This window comes from Vibrio scophthalmi, assembly GCF_040869025.1.
Taxonomy (GTDB): Bacteria; Pseudomonadota; Gammaproteobacteria; order Enterobacterales; family Vibrionaceae; genus Vibrio; species Vibrio scophthalmi.
Genome location: NZ_CP134271.1, coordinates 2257415 through 2274744 on the forward strand (window position 1 = coordinate 2257415; position 17330 = coordinate 2274744).

A 17330-nucleotide genomic window follows, 5' to 3' on the forward strand; every position below is an offset into this window, starting at 1 on the left:
TGTCGTGAAATTGTTTTTTGCCTCAGATCTGCATGGCAGTCTGCCTGCTACAACCCAAGTACTACAAGAGTTTGAACGCTCTGGTATCGATCATTTAGTGTTGCTGGGGGATGTGTTAAATCATGGCCCTCGTAATCCGATTCCTGAAGGTTATAACCCACCCGCAGTGGCTGAATTACTCAACCAATATGCGGACCGCATTATCGCAGTACGCGGTAATTGTGATAGTGAAGTTGACCAAATGCTGCTGTCATTCCCGATGATGAGTGATTTTGCTTGGGTGATGCTGCCAACCGGTAAACGTTTGTTTGTTACCCACGGCCATCTGTACAACAGCGATAAACGCCCAGCGTTGCGAGAGGGGGATGTGATAGTACATGGTCACACTCATATTCCGGTTGCCGAACGTAAAGGGGCGCAATTTATTTTCAATCCAGGTTCTGTCACATTTCCACGCGATGGCTTTGCTGCCAGTTACGGCTTACTAGAAAACAACACCATCAAGGTGAAGAGTTTTGTCGGGGATACTTTAGTTGAGACGCAATTAGACGCTGAGTTCTGAGGAATCCCCTAATGATTTTGATAAAAATCATAAATTTAAGGTAGATGCACATCTTGTCATGTGATCAAATGGTTCTGAGAAAAATCAATAACCAGACAACAAGATGTGCGAACTCGATATTTTACACGACTCTCTTTACCAATTCTGCCCTGAATTGCACTTAAAACGACTCAACAGTTTAACGCTGGCTTGCCACGCATTACTTGAATGTAAAACGCTCACTCTTACCGAACTTGGTCGTAACCTGCCAACGAAAGCCAGAACAAAACATAACATCAAACGAATCGACAGATTGTTAGGTAATCGTCACTTGCACAAAGAGCGACTCGCTGTATACCGTTGGCATGCCAGCTTTATCTGTTCAGGTAATTCGATGCCCATTGTTCTTGTTGACTGGTCTGATATTCGTGAGCAAAAACGGCTTATGGTATTGCGGGCTTCGGTGGCACTACATGGTCGTTCTATTACTCTTTATGAGAAAGCCTTTCCGCTTTCAGAGCAATGTTCAAAGAAGGCTCATGACCAATTTCTAGCCGACCTTGCAAGCATTCTACCGAGTAACACTACACCGCTCATTGTCAGTGATGCTGGCTTTAAAGTGCCATGGTATAAATCCGTTGAAAAGCTAGGTTGGTACTGGTTAAGTCGAGTCAGAGGGAAAGTGCAATATGCAGATTTAGGTGCGGAAAACTGGCAACCTATCAGCAACTTACATAGCATATCCTCAAGTCGCTCAAAGACTTTAGGCTATAAGAGGTTGACTAAGAGCAACCCAATTTCATGTCAAATTGCACTGTATAAATCACGTCCTAAAGGCCGAAAAAATCAGCGTTCGACACGGACTAATTGTCATCATCCGTCACCTAAAATCTACTCCGCTTCGACAAAAGAACCATGGGTTTTAGCGACTAACTTGCCCGTTGAAATCCGAACACCAAAGCAACTTGTTAGGCTCTACTCGAAGCGTATGCAAATTGAAGAAACCTTCCGAGACTTGAAAAGCCCAGCCTACGGTTTAGGCCTCCGTCATAGCCGAACTAGCAGCTCAGAGCGCTTTGATATCATGCTGCTAATCGCCCTAATGCTTCAACTGACATTTTGGCTTGCTGGAGTTCATGGTCAGAAACAAGGTTGGGATAAGCACTTCCAAGCTAACACTGTCAAAAATCGAAATGTACTCTCAACAGTGCGCTTAGGGATGGAAGTTTTGCGGCATTCTGGCTACACAATAACGAGGGAAGACTTGCTCGCGGCTGCAACCCTGCTTGCTCAAAATCTATTCAAACATGGTTGTGCTTTGGGGAAATTATGAGGGGATCCCTCAGCGCTGAGTTTTGAAGCGTTGATTTTAACCACAGAGTGGTAATCAACAGATGAAAACAACAAAAGGCACCGTATGGTGCCTTTTCGTTGTTTCGAAGCGAGATGGCGGCAAAGTTAAGCTTTATCGCAGCCATTTTATTATCGTAATTGTTTAGTAATGTTATTTACAGCTAATGTTATTTACAACGAATGCTATTTACTATCGGAATGACCTAAGTCTCTCTCTGGATCAATCACATCACGCACACGTTGTTTTAGGACTTTTGCTTCAGGAAAGCCACCATCGCGTTTGCGCTCCCAAATCAGTTGGCCATTGCAAATGATTTCGAATCGGCCACCAGTATCGGGGTGAAGAGAGATCGAAGCAATTTCTTCACTAAAGGTATGTAAGAGCTCTTGGCTTAACCAAGTTGAGCGCAGCATCCAATTACACTGACGGCAATAAAAAATCTCAATATTTGCTTTTTCCATTTCATTTCCTAAATAAGTAGTTTTATGCCCACCAGTAAGGTGAGGATCTCAAAGCAGATTTTAATTATTCGATTACTAAAGCGAGTCGAAAGGTACGCACCGATACTGCCGCCGACAAACGAGCCAACCAGTAAAATCGGTAACCATGGCCAATAGATTTGAGCGCCAGCATGCACAATCGCGATGCCGCCAATGCCATTCCAAAATAGACCAACACAGATCATGGTCAGTGCCACCGCTTGCTTGTAGCTATAGCCAAACCAGCGTACTAAAAATAGGGTGACCAATAGGCCGGAGCCTGCGGTAAGTGAGCCATTAATAATGCCGATAAAAATTAAGCCCAGCCCACCGAGTGACCAACCGAAGAAATGACGATGAATGGGTCGGGATTCTTGGCCTAGCTGCTTTTTGAAATAGGAATAGATGCCTAAAGCTAAGATCATCACACCAAGGGCTTTTTCCGCCCAAAAGTCGGGAATCGTCAGGATAAGATTGGCACCAATGATCACCCCAATACTGCCAACAAGCGTGAGATAACAAGCTTCAGCAAAAGAAAACGATTTTTGTTTTAGGTGCGTAAAGGCGGCGCCTAGGCCAAGAGCGACACTAGCGACTTTATGTGTTGCCAGTGCAACAGAGAACGGTAGGCCAAAAAACAGTAATAACGGGAATTGCAGCAAGCCTGCGCCCCCACCGGAAAGGGCGGCGAGTATGTTGGCTGTGAGTGAGCCCAGTAACAGGCCAGCGGAATTAATCCAATCCATGATGATAAAAAAGGGAGCGTCATGCTCCCTTGTCATTGTCGTGAGAACTAGTTAGAGAAAAGTACCGTAGAACCATGACTTAAGCTAGTTAAAAGCAAGGTTTTATCGTTGACGATATCAATGCGACGGCTCAATTGTGAGTCCATTTTAAATAACTGCTTAATCAGTTGTAGCTGTACATCAGTGAAATCTTTACTTTGCGCGGAAGAGACATCTTTAAACTCTTTAGGCGAAATTAGTAGATAGTTATCACTGATTTCCCAATCACCCGTTTCAGAAATATTGATCACGCTATCGCTCTGTTCACTATTGGCAAACAAACGAATCGTCGCTACGCGGATGTAAGTGCCGTTTGGCAGGTATTTTACATTCGAGACCACGTCGACTTTACGCAGCGGACCGACGGTTTCTTCTTGCAGATTATCGCTGATCACGGTGACCATTTTTGATTGCCACTCTTTAGAGGTAATGGTCTTTTCTACTTGAAAATCACTATCTAAGTACAACCAACCACTAAAAAGTACCGATACTGCTAATAAGGCTAACGCTAGTTTCTGATTCATAAATATTCCTTATTGGCAGATATGGTCAAGGTCATTTTGGTCAGAGAAAATACGTACGGTAATGTTCTCTCCAGAATGATCAAGTCGATGAATATAGTTCAGTACCAACTGATTATTTTGGCCACCAGTGGCGATCACTTCGACAGGCGCCGCTTCATTTAAGTGGGATTGTTTGTAGCGAACCACACACTGCTCAATGGCCGAATACCAATGAGAAAGGTCAGGATGATTAATAGGGGTTTTGACAACGACGCCATCAAATGAATTGATTTGACGAAATTGAGAATCGGTTGGTTTATCGATAACTAACGCAAGTAAAGGCAGTAACAATGCAATAGCAATCAACACTTTACTAAATAGAGTGGAGGTCGTTTTTACCGCTGTTTGAGGCTCAATTTGAGGTGAGGATGTTGGCGGTAATTCCACTTCACGCTCAATCTCTTCGGTCAAATTAATCTCAGGCTCTTGCTCTTCATTGGCCTCATAAGTTGCGTTGTCTTGAGGTTCGATGATTGGTGTGTCGCCACTGACTAATGGTGTCATTCGTTCTACAGAGCAGATCAGTTGATAACCGCGTTTCGGCACGGTTTTGACAAATTCAGGCGATTTAGTCGAGTCTTTTAGAAATTTTCGTAGTGTTGAGATCGCTTGAGTTAGGCTTGAGTCATCAACTTCAAACCCTTGCTCACGCCACACGAAGTCGTGTAACTCATTGCGGGTTACAACTAAATTTGGCTTTTCCACCAGTAGAAGAAGGATCCTGCTTTCATTACTACCTAGACGGATAATATCGACATCATTGTCTTTTTCTATCAGTGAGTTGGTGTTTGGATCGAACGTGAACTTGTTCGCCAGATTAAACTTTGTACCTATATTACTCATGCAGTTGGCCTTCAGTTTTGATAGGTCTCAGACATCACTAGTGTCAATGAATGATACGGATCACAATCTTAATAAATATGGATCGCCATTTACAAATATTTTGTTAGGCAGGATAGACAAACTAAAATCAAAAAAACACCGTATTTATAATTCTTGACCTTGAATTTACATTTGTCACCCTCATGTTAATTAACAATCATCATCAAATAATCCTTGGTAAGAACAGCCTAGGATCCTGATAAGTATAGATGTTACGGAGTAAACATGAGCGAAACTGCAACACACAATAAAGAGACTCGTGGCTTTCAGTCTGAAGTAAAACAGCTGCTTCACTTAATGATCCACTCTCTGTACTCAAATAAAGAGATTTTCCTACGCGAGCTAATTTCTAACGCGTCAGACGCGTCAGATAAGCTTCGTTTCCAAGCGTTGTCTAATGCCGATCTGTATCAAGGTGATGCGGACCTTAGCGTGAAACTTTCTTTCGATGAAAAGAACAACACCCTAACCATTTCTGATAACGGTATCGGCATGAGCCGTGAAGATGTGATTGAACATCTAGGCACGATTGCTAAATCGGGCACCGCGGAATTCTTCTCAAAACTGTCAGATGATCAGAGCAAAGACTCTCAACTGATTGGTCAATTTGGTGTGGGCTTCTACTCGGCATTTATTGTCGCAGATAGCGTAACTGTGCGCACTCGCGCAGCAAGCCTATCCGCGGATCAGGCGGTTCAGTGGCATTCTGAAGGTGAAGGCGACTACACCATCGAAGATATCCATAAAGAAACACGCGGTACAGATATCGTGCTGCACATGCGTGAAGATGGTAAAGAGTTTTTAAATGAATGGCGTTTACGTGATGTCATCGGCAAATATTCTGATCACATTGGTATTCCGGTTCTGATCCACACTGAAGAACGTGATGAAGAAGGTAAGGAAACTGGTGAGAAGAAGTGGGAGCAAATTAACAAAGCTCAAGCCCTTTGGACTCGTAATAAGTCGGACATCAGCGACGAAGAATACCAAGAGTTTTATAAACACGTTTCGCACGATTTTGCTGATCCATTAGTGTGGAGTCACAACCGTGTTGAAGGTAAGAACGACTACACCAGTCTGTTATACATCCCCGCGAAAGCCCCTTGGGATATGTTCAACCGTGATCATAAATCAGGTTTAAAACTGTACGTACAGCGCGTCTTCATTATGGATGATGCTGAGCAGTTTATGCCTTCTTACCTGCGTTTCATTCGTGGTTTGATTGATTCAAATGATTTACCACTCAACGTATCGCGTGAAATTCTACAAGATAATAAAGTGACGCAATCATTGCGTAACGCTTGTACTAAACGTGTCTTGACTATGCTTGAGCGCATGGCCAATAACGACAACGATAAGTACCTTTCTTTCTGGAAAGAATTTGGCCTAGTGCTAAAAGAAGGTCCGGCGGAAGACATGGCCAACAAAGAGAAAGTGGCAGGTCTATTGCGTTTTGCCTCAACTGAAGTGGATTCAGAAGAGCAGACTGTTGGTCTTGCGTCTTACATTGAGCGCATGAAAGAAGATCAAGATAAGATCTACTACCTAACGGCAGATAGCTACGCAGCGGCGAAAAATAGCCCGCACTTAGAGCAGTTTAAAGCCAAGGGCATTGAAGTCATCTTGATGTACGATCGCATCGATGAGTGGTTGATGAACTACCTGACTGAATTTGATGGTAAGCAGTTCCAGTCAATCACCAAAGCGGGGCTTGATCTGAGCAAGTTTGAAGATGAAGCTGAAAAAGAGAAGCATAAAGCAGCGGAAGAAGAGTTCAAATCGGTTGTGGAACGCACCAAAGAGTATCTAGGTGATCGCGTTAAAGAAGTGCGCACTACCTTTAAGCTCGCCACAACACCAGCGGTTGTAGTAACGGATGATTTTGAAATGGGTACCCAAATGGCGAAGTTGCTTGAAGCAGCAGGCCAAGCAGTGCCAGAAGTGAAATATATTTTCGAAATTAACCCAGAACATCCATTGGTTAAGCAAATGGCGGATGAAGCCGATGAACAAGCTTTTGGCCGTTGGGTTGAAGTTCTACTTGGTCAAGCAATGCTGGCAGAACGTGGCTCATTGCAAGATCCATCGCAATTCTTAGGTGCAATTAATACCCTTTTGACTAAGGGCTAATATTAGCTAAAAAACAAAAAGCTCGCATCTTGCGGGCTTTTTGTTTGAACGTCAGAGATAAATAGCAAAACATGCAGCGATTAGGCTGACGTTGTCAGCTGATATAGTGGCTTAACATTCTTTAGTCTTATTAGAGTCGTGCTGCCTGTAAAATATGGTAGACTCAGAAACTTGAATGTGAGTCTTAAGGCGTGTATTTTGCTCGCCCAAACACAATACTCCGTTTAGTGGGTATATACCGAAACTTACCGTCCGCACTTGTTTTAGTTTGCTCAATCAAGCTTGAGTGAATGAGGCATCTGATTGTGAGCTTCGGTATAAATTTCTAATATTAAAGAGGATAAATCATGCGCATCATTCTTCTAGGTGCTCCAGGTGCAGGTAAAGGCACACAAGCAAACTTCATCATGGATAAATACGGTATTCCACAAATCTCTACTGGTGACATGCTGCGTGCTGCTATCAAAGCAGGTACAGAACTAGGCAAACAAGCTAAAGCTGTAATCGATGCTGGTCAGCTAGTTTCTGATGAAATCATCCTTGGTCTTATCAAAGAGCGCATTGCTCAAGACGATTGTGAGAAAGGTTTCCTTCTAGATGGTTTCCCTCGCACTATCCCTCAAGCTGATGGCCTAAAAGAAATGGGCGTAGCGGTAGATTACGTTATCGAATTCGACGTTGCTGATAGTGTGATCGTTGAGCGTATGGCTGGTCGTCGTGCTCACCTTCCTTCTGGTCGTACTTACCATGTAGTGTACAACCCGCCTAAAGAAGAAGGCAAAGATGACGTGACTGGTGAAGACCTTGTTGTTCGTGATGACGACAAAGAAGAAACCGTACGTGCTCGTCTAGGTGTTTACCATGAGCAAACCGCTCCGCTTATCTCTTACTACGGTAAAGAAGCTGAACTAGGTAACACTAAGTACCTTAAATTTGATGGTACTAAGCAAGTTGCAGAAGTAAGTGCAGATATCGAGAAAGCACTGGCTTAATTCTCACTAAGAGAAAAAATTGCTATAGTAAAGGCGGCCTAGTGGTCGCCTTTTTTATTTGCTTTTTAAGAGCTTAAACCCGCGATAAGTTTGATCGCTTTTTAGCGTGAGTGCGTATCTAAATTCTTTCTACCGTCGATAGGATGCCATGAATAACAATAACAAACAGGGTGTGTTACTGGTTAACCTCGGTACGCCAGACGAGCCGACCGCGCCAGCGGTAAAACGTTTCTTAAGCCAGTTTTTGCATGATAAACGAGTTGTGGATATGACTCGCTGGTTATGGTGTCCATTGCTGTATGGGGTGATTTTACCTATTCGTGCGCCCAAAGTGACTAAGCTCTATCAATCAGTTTGGATGGATGAAGGCTCACCGCTGATGGTGTATTCTCAGCGCCAAGCAGCAAAGTTGGCTGCGCAACTTGATATTCCGGTCGAATTAGCCATGACTTACGGCAATCCAAGTCTGTTGTCTGGTGTGCAAGCATTAATGACGCAGGGCGTGGAGGAGGTCATTGTATTGCCTCTTTATCCGCAGTATTCAGCGACGACAACGGCCGCTGTTTCTGATGGCTTAACATTAGCCTTCAAACAGATGGCAGTAATACCAAGCTATCGTTTAGTGCGTGATTATCATCAGCATCCACTCTACATTAAAGCCCTTGCGGATAGTGTGCGCCGTTCATGGCAAAAGAACGGACAGGCCGATTACTTGCTCTGTTCATACCACGGTATACCTCAGCGTTTTGCTGATAATGGCGATATTTACCCAATTCATTGTCAACAGACGACGCAGCTACTTCAGCAAGAGCTAGGATTAAGCGATGAGCAAATTGGTATGACTTACCAATCTAGATTTGGTCGTGAAGAATGGTTACAACCCTACACCGATAAAACCCTCGAAACGTTGCCAAGTAAGGGCATTAAATCGATTGATGTCATGACGCCAGCCTTTGCGGCGGATTGCTTAGAGACGCTAGAGGAAATCTCAGAGGAGTGCCAAGCACTCTTTAAACAGCATGGTGGGGAACATTTTAACTTTATTCCATGCCTCAATGATGATGATGGTCATATTGAGATGATGAGAGCTCTCGTGGAAAAGTAAGTGTTTATAGCTCTAGTGAATGCAAATTGAAGCCACCGCAAGGTGGCTTTTTTATGCCTGTTGTTCAGATAGAATCATGAAATTTTTCTCACGATGGGTGGATACAAAGAGGTAAGGGATATGTTGTTAGTGCGAGTAATATCCATTTGCTTGCTGAATGAACTGTGATCGAGATCTGATTATTATTATGGAAAATTAACAAACAACTCAATCAAGCTAAAAGCGGTGTGATACCAATAGCACTCAGCAGCTATTTTTCTATATTGACTGTGATTTGGATCGTTTCACCGTTCACTTAGAAGTTTTTATGTTTTGTAAGTGCATGAAATATTGGTGTTAAATATCATGCGATGTTTTTACGTTGCGTCAGATCTCACTCACCTTTTCTGCATTTTTATCTGCCAAATTAATTCGCCACTATAGAGCCAAGCCAGGGATGAAGCTCCTTTTATGCGATCAATAACGATGTTCACTCATCCAAAAAGAATCGCGGCAATTTTTATTTATTAAGGCAGATTATCATGAAAAAAATTCTTACTCTTAGCGCACTTTCGCTTGCTTTCGCCTCTACTGCATTTGCAGGTTCTTCTTATGTAACGGGTAACGTGCAGTTCCATTCAGATGCACAACCTAATGCGACTTCAACATTAGAAGCTGGCCATACCTTTGATACTGGTACCACGCTTTTGACGGAGTTTGATGGTATTTCATTGGGTAAGTACGATGATGATGCGCTTCAAGATAACGGCTTAGGCAATTCGCCATATATTACTTTGGGTATCGAGCAAAGTTACTCGGTGAACGACAACTTATGGGTAGCCGTTGGTTACCACCATCTATTGAATAACGGTGAAACGGTACAGTATCGTCCATTGGTGAAAATTGGTTATAACTTCGATAACGGTATTGCGATCAGTAACCGCACACGCTACCACGATGTAAAAGATGGCGAAGATCAACTTCGTTTTGATAACCGTATCGGCTACAGCGTGAATCCAGAACTGACATTAAGCTACAATAACGTTTACGTTCGTAATGATGGTGATGCCGATAATTCGATGGATCACGAGCTTCGAGCGACCTGGACTCGCCAAGGTGTTCAACCTTACTTTGAGTACCGCAATCAAGGTAACGGTACTGACGCAACCAATAATGCCTTTGTTTTTGGTGCCTCTTACGGTTTTTAAGTACAAAAAAATAGAATCCTGCTCATCATAGAACAAAGCCCAGCATTGCTGGGCTTTTTCATTGTGGTATGTGTTTAACGATTACCTTGGTAAACGTTGTACTCAAACACTTGGCCGCGTTCGTTATAGGCGTATACCGCGTATGAATCTTTTTCATCGCCATATTCCATACCTGGAGATCCCATCGGCATGCCTGGAACTGCCAAGCCTTTTGCGTTCTTTGGTGGATTGGCCAGAAATGATTTAATGTCGTCAGCGGGGATGTGGCCTTCAAAAACGTAACCGCCAATTTCAGCAGTATGGCAAGATGCCAACTTTGGAGCCAAGCCTAGTTGTTGTTTTACCGCATTCATATCATCATGCAGTTTCTCTTCAACCGTGAAACCCGCATCTTGCATGTGTTTCGTCCATTCTGTGCAGCAACCACAGTAAGGTGATTTATGGTTAATCACATCCGCTGCGAATGCTGAACCTGAAGATGCTAGCAGCAGTGCTAAAGAAAGTGTTTTCATTGTCATAGTTGCCTCTAAGAACGATTTGTAGTTTTAAATAGTCGTAGTCGATTAGCGTTACTTACCACCGTAATAGAAGAAAGTGCCATTGCTGCACCTGCCACTACAGGGCTAAGTAAAAAGCCAAATGCTGGGTATAAGACACCGGCAGCAATTGGAATGCCTAGAGAGTTATAGATAAACGCTCCAAACAAATTTTCTTTCATATTTTTTACCGTTGCTTTGGATAGTTCAATCGCATTGACCACCGCTAACGGCGAGGAGTTTAGTAGCGTCATTTGCGCACTTTCTATCGCCACATCACTGCCGCTGCCCATCGCAATCCCAATATCGGCAAGCGCTAGGGCTGGCGCGTCATTCACTCCATCCCCGACCATAGCCACTTTGTGCCCTTGCTCTTTGAGCTGTTGCACTTGCTGAGCTTTTTGATCAGGGAGAACTTGTGCAATGACACTCTTAATCCCTAGTTGTTTCGCAATTGCATTGGCGACCGCTTGATTATCACCAGTTAGCATAACGGGTTCGATTTGCATTGCTTTAAGTGCTGAGATGGCACTGAATGCTTCCGGCTTGATCGGGTCGGCAATCGCGATGACCGCTTGAGCTATATTAGAAACGGTAAGGATCACCGGTGTCCAAACGCGTTGTTCACATTCAGATATTGCTGCATCAAAGTGCGATAAATCAACGGCGGTTTGCTGAGCTTGTGGCAATGAAATAACGGCAATCGCTTGATTGTCGAGTTGCCCAGTCACGCCTTTGCCGCGTAAGTTATGAAAGTCATGCACTTCTTTAAGCTCAATGTTTTCAAGCTTTGCTTGATTGACAATCGCTTTAGCTAATGGATGCTCTGAGTATTGCTCTAAACTTGCCGCTATTTGTAGCCATTGTGCTTGTTGGCTCTGTTGGCTGAAAATCTGCTCAACGCTCGGCGTTCCTTGGGTTAAGGTGCCCGTTTTATCAAACACGACGCAGTCTACCTTGCTTGCTGATTGCAGTACGTCAGCATCTCGAATCAAGATGCCCATTTCAGCGGCTTTACCAATCCCTACAGTTACAGAAAGTGGTGTGGCAAGGCCAAGTGCACAAGGACAGGCAATAATCAGTACGGTCGTTGCTACAACTAACATATAACTGGCTTTTGGATCGGGCCCAACGGCATACCATACTAATGCGGCAGCAATCGCGATCGCGACCACCACGGGAACAAACACCGCTGAGATTTGGTCTGCTAATTTTGCGATGGCTGGTTTACTGCTTTGCGCTTGACGAACTAAATCAATGATGCGTGCCAACATGGTGTCACTGCCCACGCTGGTGGCTTGAATCACAATGCTTCCATCTTGATTTAAGGTGCCCGCTGAGACGTGGCTGTCGACCTGCTTATCAACGGGCATTGGCTCGCCAGTCAGCATAGATTCATCAATATATGAGTGGCCACTTAACACGATGCCGTCAACCGGGATCTTTTCACCCGGTCTAATACGCAGTTGCATTCCCTGTGTGATTGCTTCTACTGCAATTTCTTGATCTCCTTGCGCGGTGACCAGTGTGGCATTTTTAGGCTGTAGATCGATCAGCGCTTGTAACGATTGAGTGGTACGCGCTTTCGCTTTCGCTTCAATATAGTGGCCCAGTGAAATTAGGCCAATGATCATCGCACTTGCTTCAAAGTAAACATGACGAGAAGCGACAGGGAACCAGTTAGGAAAAAAGACGATGACCGTTGAAAACAGCCATGCAGCGCCTGTTCCCAACGCGACTAAGGTATCCATGGTGGCGCGACGATGGGTTAATGCTAACCATGCATTGCTGAAAAAGCTGCGTCCAGCGGTTGCAAGAAGCCATAAGCAGACAAGGCCAATGCCGCCCCAAATTAATTGGTCGTTAAGATTGCGAATCATCATGTTGCCGCCAAATACACCCCAAGCCATCAATGGCCCACCAATAGCAAGCCCCATCCAAGCGCTTCTTTTATGGTGTGCTTGGGCTTGGCGCAACTGTTCTGCTTGCTTTTCTTGCTGGGTTTTTGGGTCATCAATTAACTGTGCTTGATAACCGAGCTTTGCAACGGCACTGAGCAGTAAATCGCTATTGAGATCGGCGCGATCACTAAAAACCAAGGCACTTTGTTCTGCTAGGTTGACTTGCGCTTTAGCCACACCCTCAACCGATGTTAATGCATTCTCCACAGAAGCCACGCAGCTTGCGCAGGTCATGCCGCTGATCAGTAAATTGAACTTATGCCCGCTTGCGGTTGAGCTATTCGTTGTTTTCACGGTTGCAGAGGCTTGCTCCGTATCGAGTTGATGGTTAGGTTGATCTTCTGCTGTAATGGGCTGATCTGCATCATCTGTAATTGATTCGGAGATCGGCTGGGCTTGATAACCTGCTTCGGTGACGATATCGATGATCGCTTGATCTGATAAAGTTGTCATCAGTGATACGTTATCTTTACTGACTGAAGCTTGGGCAATCGCAGCGTTGTTTTGTAATTGTTGAGTGAGCTTTGTTACACAACGTCCACAACTTAACCCACTGAGCAAAAAACGTTTGTTTAATTCAGCTTGGTAACCTAAATCTTCGATTTGCTCGACGATGTCCGTTAAGGAGACTGTCGTTTCAAGTTCGATCAAGGTCGGCGAAAGAGTTTGAATCGATACGTCAAAGCGCTCGCTAAGGCGTTGTTCTAATTTACGCGCACAGCCCATACAATTTAGCCCTTGTAGTGGGATTTCAAATCTGTTCATCACTTTATCCTCGAACGGTTGATACGACGAAGCATAAACCTTTCCTCAAGGGCAAGGTCAAGCGCTTAGTTGCGATTCATTTTTCTCTCCGATTCCCTTCTGCCTATCTATTTTGACGTTTTATCTTGCGAGTCACCTCAAGGTTCATATTCAGGAACTATCAATCAACGTGAATTGTTCAAAATAGGCTGCGAGTGAGTTAACAAGTGGGGCTGTTTTTTGAAAAAAATTTGAACTCCGCATCTAAAAATGACGTTTTCTTGTTTTTATATTTGAGTTTAAATTATTGATTTAAATGATTTTATTTTCTTTGTTGTTTCCTGATTTTGAACTTGATCAGATTCCAATTGGGATAATTTTTTGTCGAGAAAAAAGTTTGCCAACATGCCCCTGTTCAAAAAATGGAGCCTCTCGAAATGGTCAATATGACCAACGAGAGAAACAAGGAAAACGACTAAAAATATACATAGGGGTTATTTATGTCTCACTTTAAAACAACACTTTTAAGCGCAGCGATTGCAGCAACCACCATGGCCGCGGGGTCTGCAAGTGCGTATATGTTAGGTGATCCAAACGATGCTAACGTAGAAGTGTATGGTGTAGTCTCTATCTCAGCAGTGGATTATGGGGCAAAGAAATTTGATGATGCTGGAAATTCCGTGACGGAAGAGGGCATGGTATTTGAAAACGAATCGCGAGTGGGTTTTCGTGCCGCAAAAGTTATGACGGATGATGTTGAAGCCTTCATGCAAATTGAATCTGGTTGGGTTCTGGATGATGGCGCAAAATTGGGTAATCGCGATACTTTCGTTGGCTTCCGTGGTGAGGATTGGGGGGCTGTGCGCTTTGGCCGTATGTTAACACCGCTCTACGAATTGGTTGATTGGCCTTATTCGGCTTCAAATATGGGAACAACGTTTGACCGTGGTTGGCGTGCAGGTGAGCGCTTTAACTTTGACCGTAAGAGCCAAATGGCGCGTTACGACTCACCTATGTTAGGTGATATGGTCAAATTTAGTTTAGCGGGTGGCAATGGCAGCTTTAAAGACAAAGACTCTAATTTCTTTGGTGGTTCTGTATCTGTAACACCTCATGAAAGAATTACGCTGCATGCGGCATTTGAAACTGCCGATAAAACCGATTTTGATACCGATTTAATTGGTGATACATCAGCTTACTTCGGGGGTGTCGAGTTCCGTTTAACCGATAATTGGAACATCTTAGGTGCATACAAAGTTGCAGATTTTGAAGCGGACAACAAATTGGGCGCTTATCATGAGCGAGATATTACCGCTTACTCATTGCAAACCAACTACTACATGGGTGATATGAACTTCCGTCTTGGCTACGCAGATCAAGAAGGTGATACCAATGATATTAAAGATGATACGTTAGATTTCACCACTCTAACGGGTGAGGTGGGTTACTCATTTAATTCAGTTTATACCTTCTTGCGTATTGCTCAACACAGCGGCACTTATCGTACTGGTAGCGGAACGTACACTGGTCAAGATTACGATGATCTTATGGTTCGCATTGGTACTGAATGGACCTTCTAATCATCATGTCTATAAATCAAATCTAGTCCGTTAATCTTCTCCCTCTCTTTGTCTGCAAGGAGGGGGATTTTTGCTTGAGCTGGTCAATAAAATGAAAAAAATCTTAATTCTATCTATCGCAGTAATGATGAGCGCATTTACACAAGCGCAAGTGACAATCCAAACTGATAATCGCGTTGAAGTGTTGGCGGTTAATCAAACGATCAATAAAGTACCTAATAAGGGAAAAGGTCATCTAAAAATAGCAAATGGTGACAATCAGTTACTCATTCGAGTGACGGCAATGGTTGACGGTAATGGCGGCAAAACCAAGTTTAATTCGTTACCGATGGTGATTCGCTTCCATGCGAGCGATCAAACCTTAGATCTCACCACCCCATTTGCTATACGTACCGAGCGTGCGGTGAAAAAATTTGCTGAAAATCCATTGGTGAGTGTTACCAGTGATGGTGAAGACTGGCCTTACATTGTCGATGTTATCCATGATCAAACATTTGAATTGTTAAAGGATTACAATGCAATGCTGATGCGTTACAACCAAACGAAAGGTAAAGCGGCGTTGGTCAGTGCTGGCTCAAACAACCGATTCACCACAGTAGAACAATCAGAAAGCAGCACCAATTCGACGGAATTGAATCGTGTCATGGAAACAGCTTTCTTTGAAATGACGCCGAGCCAAAGGCAGCAATTTCTTGCTTGGGCTGTTCAACACCTCAATGATTAATCGGGTGATTTAGTTATGGTGGGAAGAGTGATGATTCTTCCCTCTATAGGGATTCGACTAAAAAAGACCGACTTACCCTAGCACCTAAAGGAAGTTGAGTATAAAATAACGCCCAATTTTGGCATCGGTTGTTGCGGTGCGGTCAATTAGACAATCAAGGTATTTAACATGACGGTTAAAACTCGTTTTGCTCCTAGCCCAACAGGCTACCTTCACGTAGGTGGTGCTCGTACAGCACTCTATTCTTGGCTATATGCTAAACACAACAAAGGTGAATTCGTTCTACGTATCGAAGACACGGACCTTGAGCGTAACTCTCAAGAAGCTGTTGATGCGATCATGGAAGGTATGGAATGGCTAGGTCTTGAGTGGAATGAAGGTCCTTACTTCCAAACTCAACGTTTTGACCGTTACAACGAAATGGTTGATGTGCTACTTGCACAAGACAAAGCATACAAATGTTACGCATCAAAAGAGTTGCTAGACGAAGTTCGTGCAGAGCAGGAAGCAAACAAAGAGATGGCTCGTTACGATGCGAACCATCCAAAAATTAAAGCAGCAAACGACGCGGCAAAAGATGGCGATCCATGTGTTATCCGTTTCCGTAACCCGAAAGAAGGCAGCGTTGTTTTTGATGACCAAATTCGTGGTCGCATCGAAATCAGCAACAGCCAAATGGATGACCTAATCATCCGTCGTACAGATGGCTCGCCAACGTACAACTTCTGTGTTGTGGTTGATGACTGGGATATGGAAATTACTCATGTAATCCGTGGTGAAGACCATATCAATAACACGCCTCGTCAAATCAACATCTACGAAGCGCTTGGTGCTCCAGTCCCAACATTTGCTCACTGTGCAATGATCCTGGGTGATGATGGTGCAAAACTGTCTAAGCGTCACGGTGCGGTATCTGTAATGCAATACCGTGATATGGGCTACCTACCAGAAGCTCTAAATAACTACCTAGTGCGTCTAGGTTGGTCTCACGGTGACCAAGAAATCTTCTCTCAAGAAGAGATGATTGAGTTCTTCAGCCTAAACGCGATCTCTAAATCAGCTTCTGCGTTTAATACAGATAAGCTACTTTGGTTGAACAACCACTACATTAAAACGTCAGAGCCAGAGTACGTAGCTAAGCATCTACAATGGCATCTCGATCAGCAAGCGCTAAACATTGAAAATGGCCCAGCGATTACTGAAGTGATTAAGCTAGTAGGCGAGCGTTGCAATACCTTGGTTGAATTGGCTGAGCAAATCCGTTACTTCTACGAAGATTTCGCAGAGTTTGAAGCGGGCGCGGCGAAGAAACATCTACGTGGTGTGGCAAAAGAGCCTCTAGAAGTTGCGTTAGCGAAAGTGGAAGCGATTGAAGAGTGGACAACTGAAAACTTACACAAAATGATCGCAGACGTATGTGCTGACTTAGAAATTGGTATGGGTAAAATCGGTATGCCACTACGCGTAGCGGTGACAGGCGGCGGTCAATCACCATCAGTAGATGCAGTAATGCAGCTGATTGGTAAAGAGCGTTGTGTTGCTCGTATCAAGATGGCATTAGCGTTTATTGCTGAGCGTGAAGCAAACGCATAATTATGAGTGCTAAAAAATAGCTAAAGACCGCAGCCATTGGGCTGCGGTTTTTTTTCGTCGCGTAATTAATTGGAATTTCTACCTTTCCTGTTCTACTTTTATTTGTGTCACCGATGAGAAATTGCACAAACAATCAAAATGCTATTTTATGAATCACTTAATGCGCAAATGTGT

Annotated in this window: 15 protein-coding genes; 9 read left to right on the forward strand and 6 right to left on the reverse strand. The window is 43.8% G+C overall.

Features of this window, described 5'->3' with window-relative positions; all coding sequences use genetic code 11:
* The first annotated feature begins 4 nt into the window (after positions 1-4).
* Both yfcE and RJD38_RS10355 read left to right on the forward strand, forming a co-directional pair.
* Entirely contained in the window at positions 5-562 is a 558-nt protein-coding gene (gene yfcE, locus RJD38_RS10350) for a phosphodiesterase (RefSeq protein WP_065545607.1), read from the forward strand.
* Between the two features lie 103 nt (positions 563-665).
* Complete coding sequence (locus RJD38_RS10355) at positions 666-1874, forward strand: IS4 family transposase (protein ID WP_032073033.1); 1209 nt, start codon at positions 666-668, stop codon at positions 1872-1874.
* Positions 1875-2077: 203 nt separating this feature from the next.
* Here the strand turns inward: RJD38_RS10355 and RJD38_RS10360 are convergent, their stop codons facing one another.
* From RJD38_RS10360 to RJD38_RS10375, 4 genes are read right to left on the reverse strand one after another with little or no spacing between them, the layout of a single operon-like run.
* Positions 2078-2356 carry a SelT/SelW/SelH family protein gene (locus RJD38_RS10360; protein WP_005593550.1) on the reverse strand — a complete coding sequence of 93 codons (279 nt, stop codon included), beginning with the start codon at positions 2354-2356 and terminating at the stop codon, positions 2078-2080.
* 8 nt (positions 2357-2364) lie between these two features.
* On the reverse strand, positions 2365-3120 hold the full coding sequence (locus RJD38_RS10365) for a sulfite exporter TauE/SafE family protein (protein WP_065545606.1): 756 nt from the start codon (positions 3118-3120) through the stop codon (positions 2365-2367).
* Between the two features lie 47 nt (positions 3121-3167).
* On the reverse strand, positions 3168-3683 hold the full coding sequence (locus RJD38_RS10370) for a regulatory protein ToxS (protein ID WP_005593548.1): 516 nt from the start codon (positions 3681-3683) through the stop codon (positions 3168-3170).
* Between the two features lie 9 nt (positions 3684-3692).
* Positions 3693-4565, reverse strand: a complete 873-nt coding sequence (locus RJD38_RS10375) for a winged helix-turn-helix domain-containing protein (protein WP_065545605.1) — start codon at positions 4563-4565, stop codon at positions 3693-3695.
* Between the two features lie 264 nt (positions 4566-4829).
* On the opposite strand from RJD38_RS10375, the gene htpG reads away from it, so the two are divergent.
* From htpG to RJD38_RS10395, 4 genes are all read left to right on the forward strand, one after another.
* Complete coding sequence (gene htpG / locus RJD38_RS10380; RefSeq protein WP_009387382.1) at positions 4830-6734, forward strand: molecular chaperone HtpG; 1905 nt, start codon at positions 4830-4832, stop codon at positions 6732-6734.
* Between the two features lie 347 nt (positions 6735-7081).
* On the forward strand, positions 7082-7726 hold the full coding sequence (adk, locus tag RJD38_RS10385) for an adenylate kinase (RefSeq protein ID WP_065545604.1): 645 nt from the start codon (positions 7082-7084) through the stop codon (positions 7724-7726).
* Positions 7727-7874: 148 nt separating this feature from the next.
* On the forward strand, positions 7875-8831 hold the full coding sequence (gene hemH, locus RJD38_RS10390) for a ferrochelatase (RefSeq protein WP_065545603.1): 957 nt from the start codon (positions 7875-7877) through the stop codon (positions 8829-8831).
* A 521-nt stretch (positions 8832-9352) separates the two neighbouring features.
* Entirely contained in the window at positions 9353-10018 is a 666-nt protein-coding gene (locus RJD38_RS10395) for an oligogalacturonate-specific porin KdgM family protein (RefSeq protein ID WP_009387384.1), read from the forward strand.
* A 74-nt stretch (positions 10019-10092) separates the two neighbouring features.
* Here the strand turns inward: RJD38_RS10395 and RJD38_RS10400 are convergent, their stop codons facing one another.
* Together RJD38_RS10400 and RJD38_RS10405 are read right to left on the reverse strand one after the other, a co-directional pair.
* Positions 10093-10530, reverse strand: a complete 438-nt coding sequence (locus RJD38_RS10400; protein WP_009387385.1) for a DUF411 domain-containing protein — start codon at positions 10528-10530, stop codon at positions 10093-10095.
* Positions 10531-10544: 14 nt separating this feature from the next.
* On the reverse strand, positions 10545-13280 hold the full coding sequence (locus tag RJD38_RS10405) for a heavy metal translocating P-type ATPase (RefSeq protein WP_065545602.1): 2736 nt from the start codon (positions 13278-13280) through the stop codon (positions 10545-10547).
* A 479-nt stretch (positions 13281-13759) separates the two neighbouring features.
* On the opposite strand from RJD38_RS10405, the gene RJD38_RS10410 reads away from it, so the two are divergent.
* The 3 genes from RJD38_RS10410 (at position 13760) to gltX (ending at position 17156) form a co-directional block, all read left to right on the forward strand.
* A complete protein-coding gene (locus RJD38_RS10410) occupies positions 13760-14839 on the forward strand; it encodes a porin (protein ID WP_065545601.1) in 1080 nt (359 codons plus the stop codon).
* A gap of 91 nt (positions 14840-14930) precedes the next feature.
* Positions 14931-15563, forward strand: a complete 633-nt coding sequence (locus RJD38_RS10415; protein WP_065545987.1) for a DUF2057 family protein — start codon at positions 14931-14933, stop codon at positions 15561-15563.
* Positions 15564-15731: 168 nt separating this feature from the next.
* The gene (gene gltX, locus RJD38_RS10420; protein WP_065545600.1) at positions 15732-17156 is read left to right on the forward strand and encodes a glutamate--tRNA ligase; all 1425 of its coding nucleotides are present in this window, start codon (positions 15732-15734) and stop codon (positions 17154-17156) included.
* Positions 17157-17330: the final 174 nt, after the last annotated feature.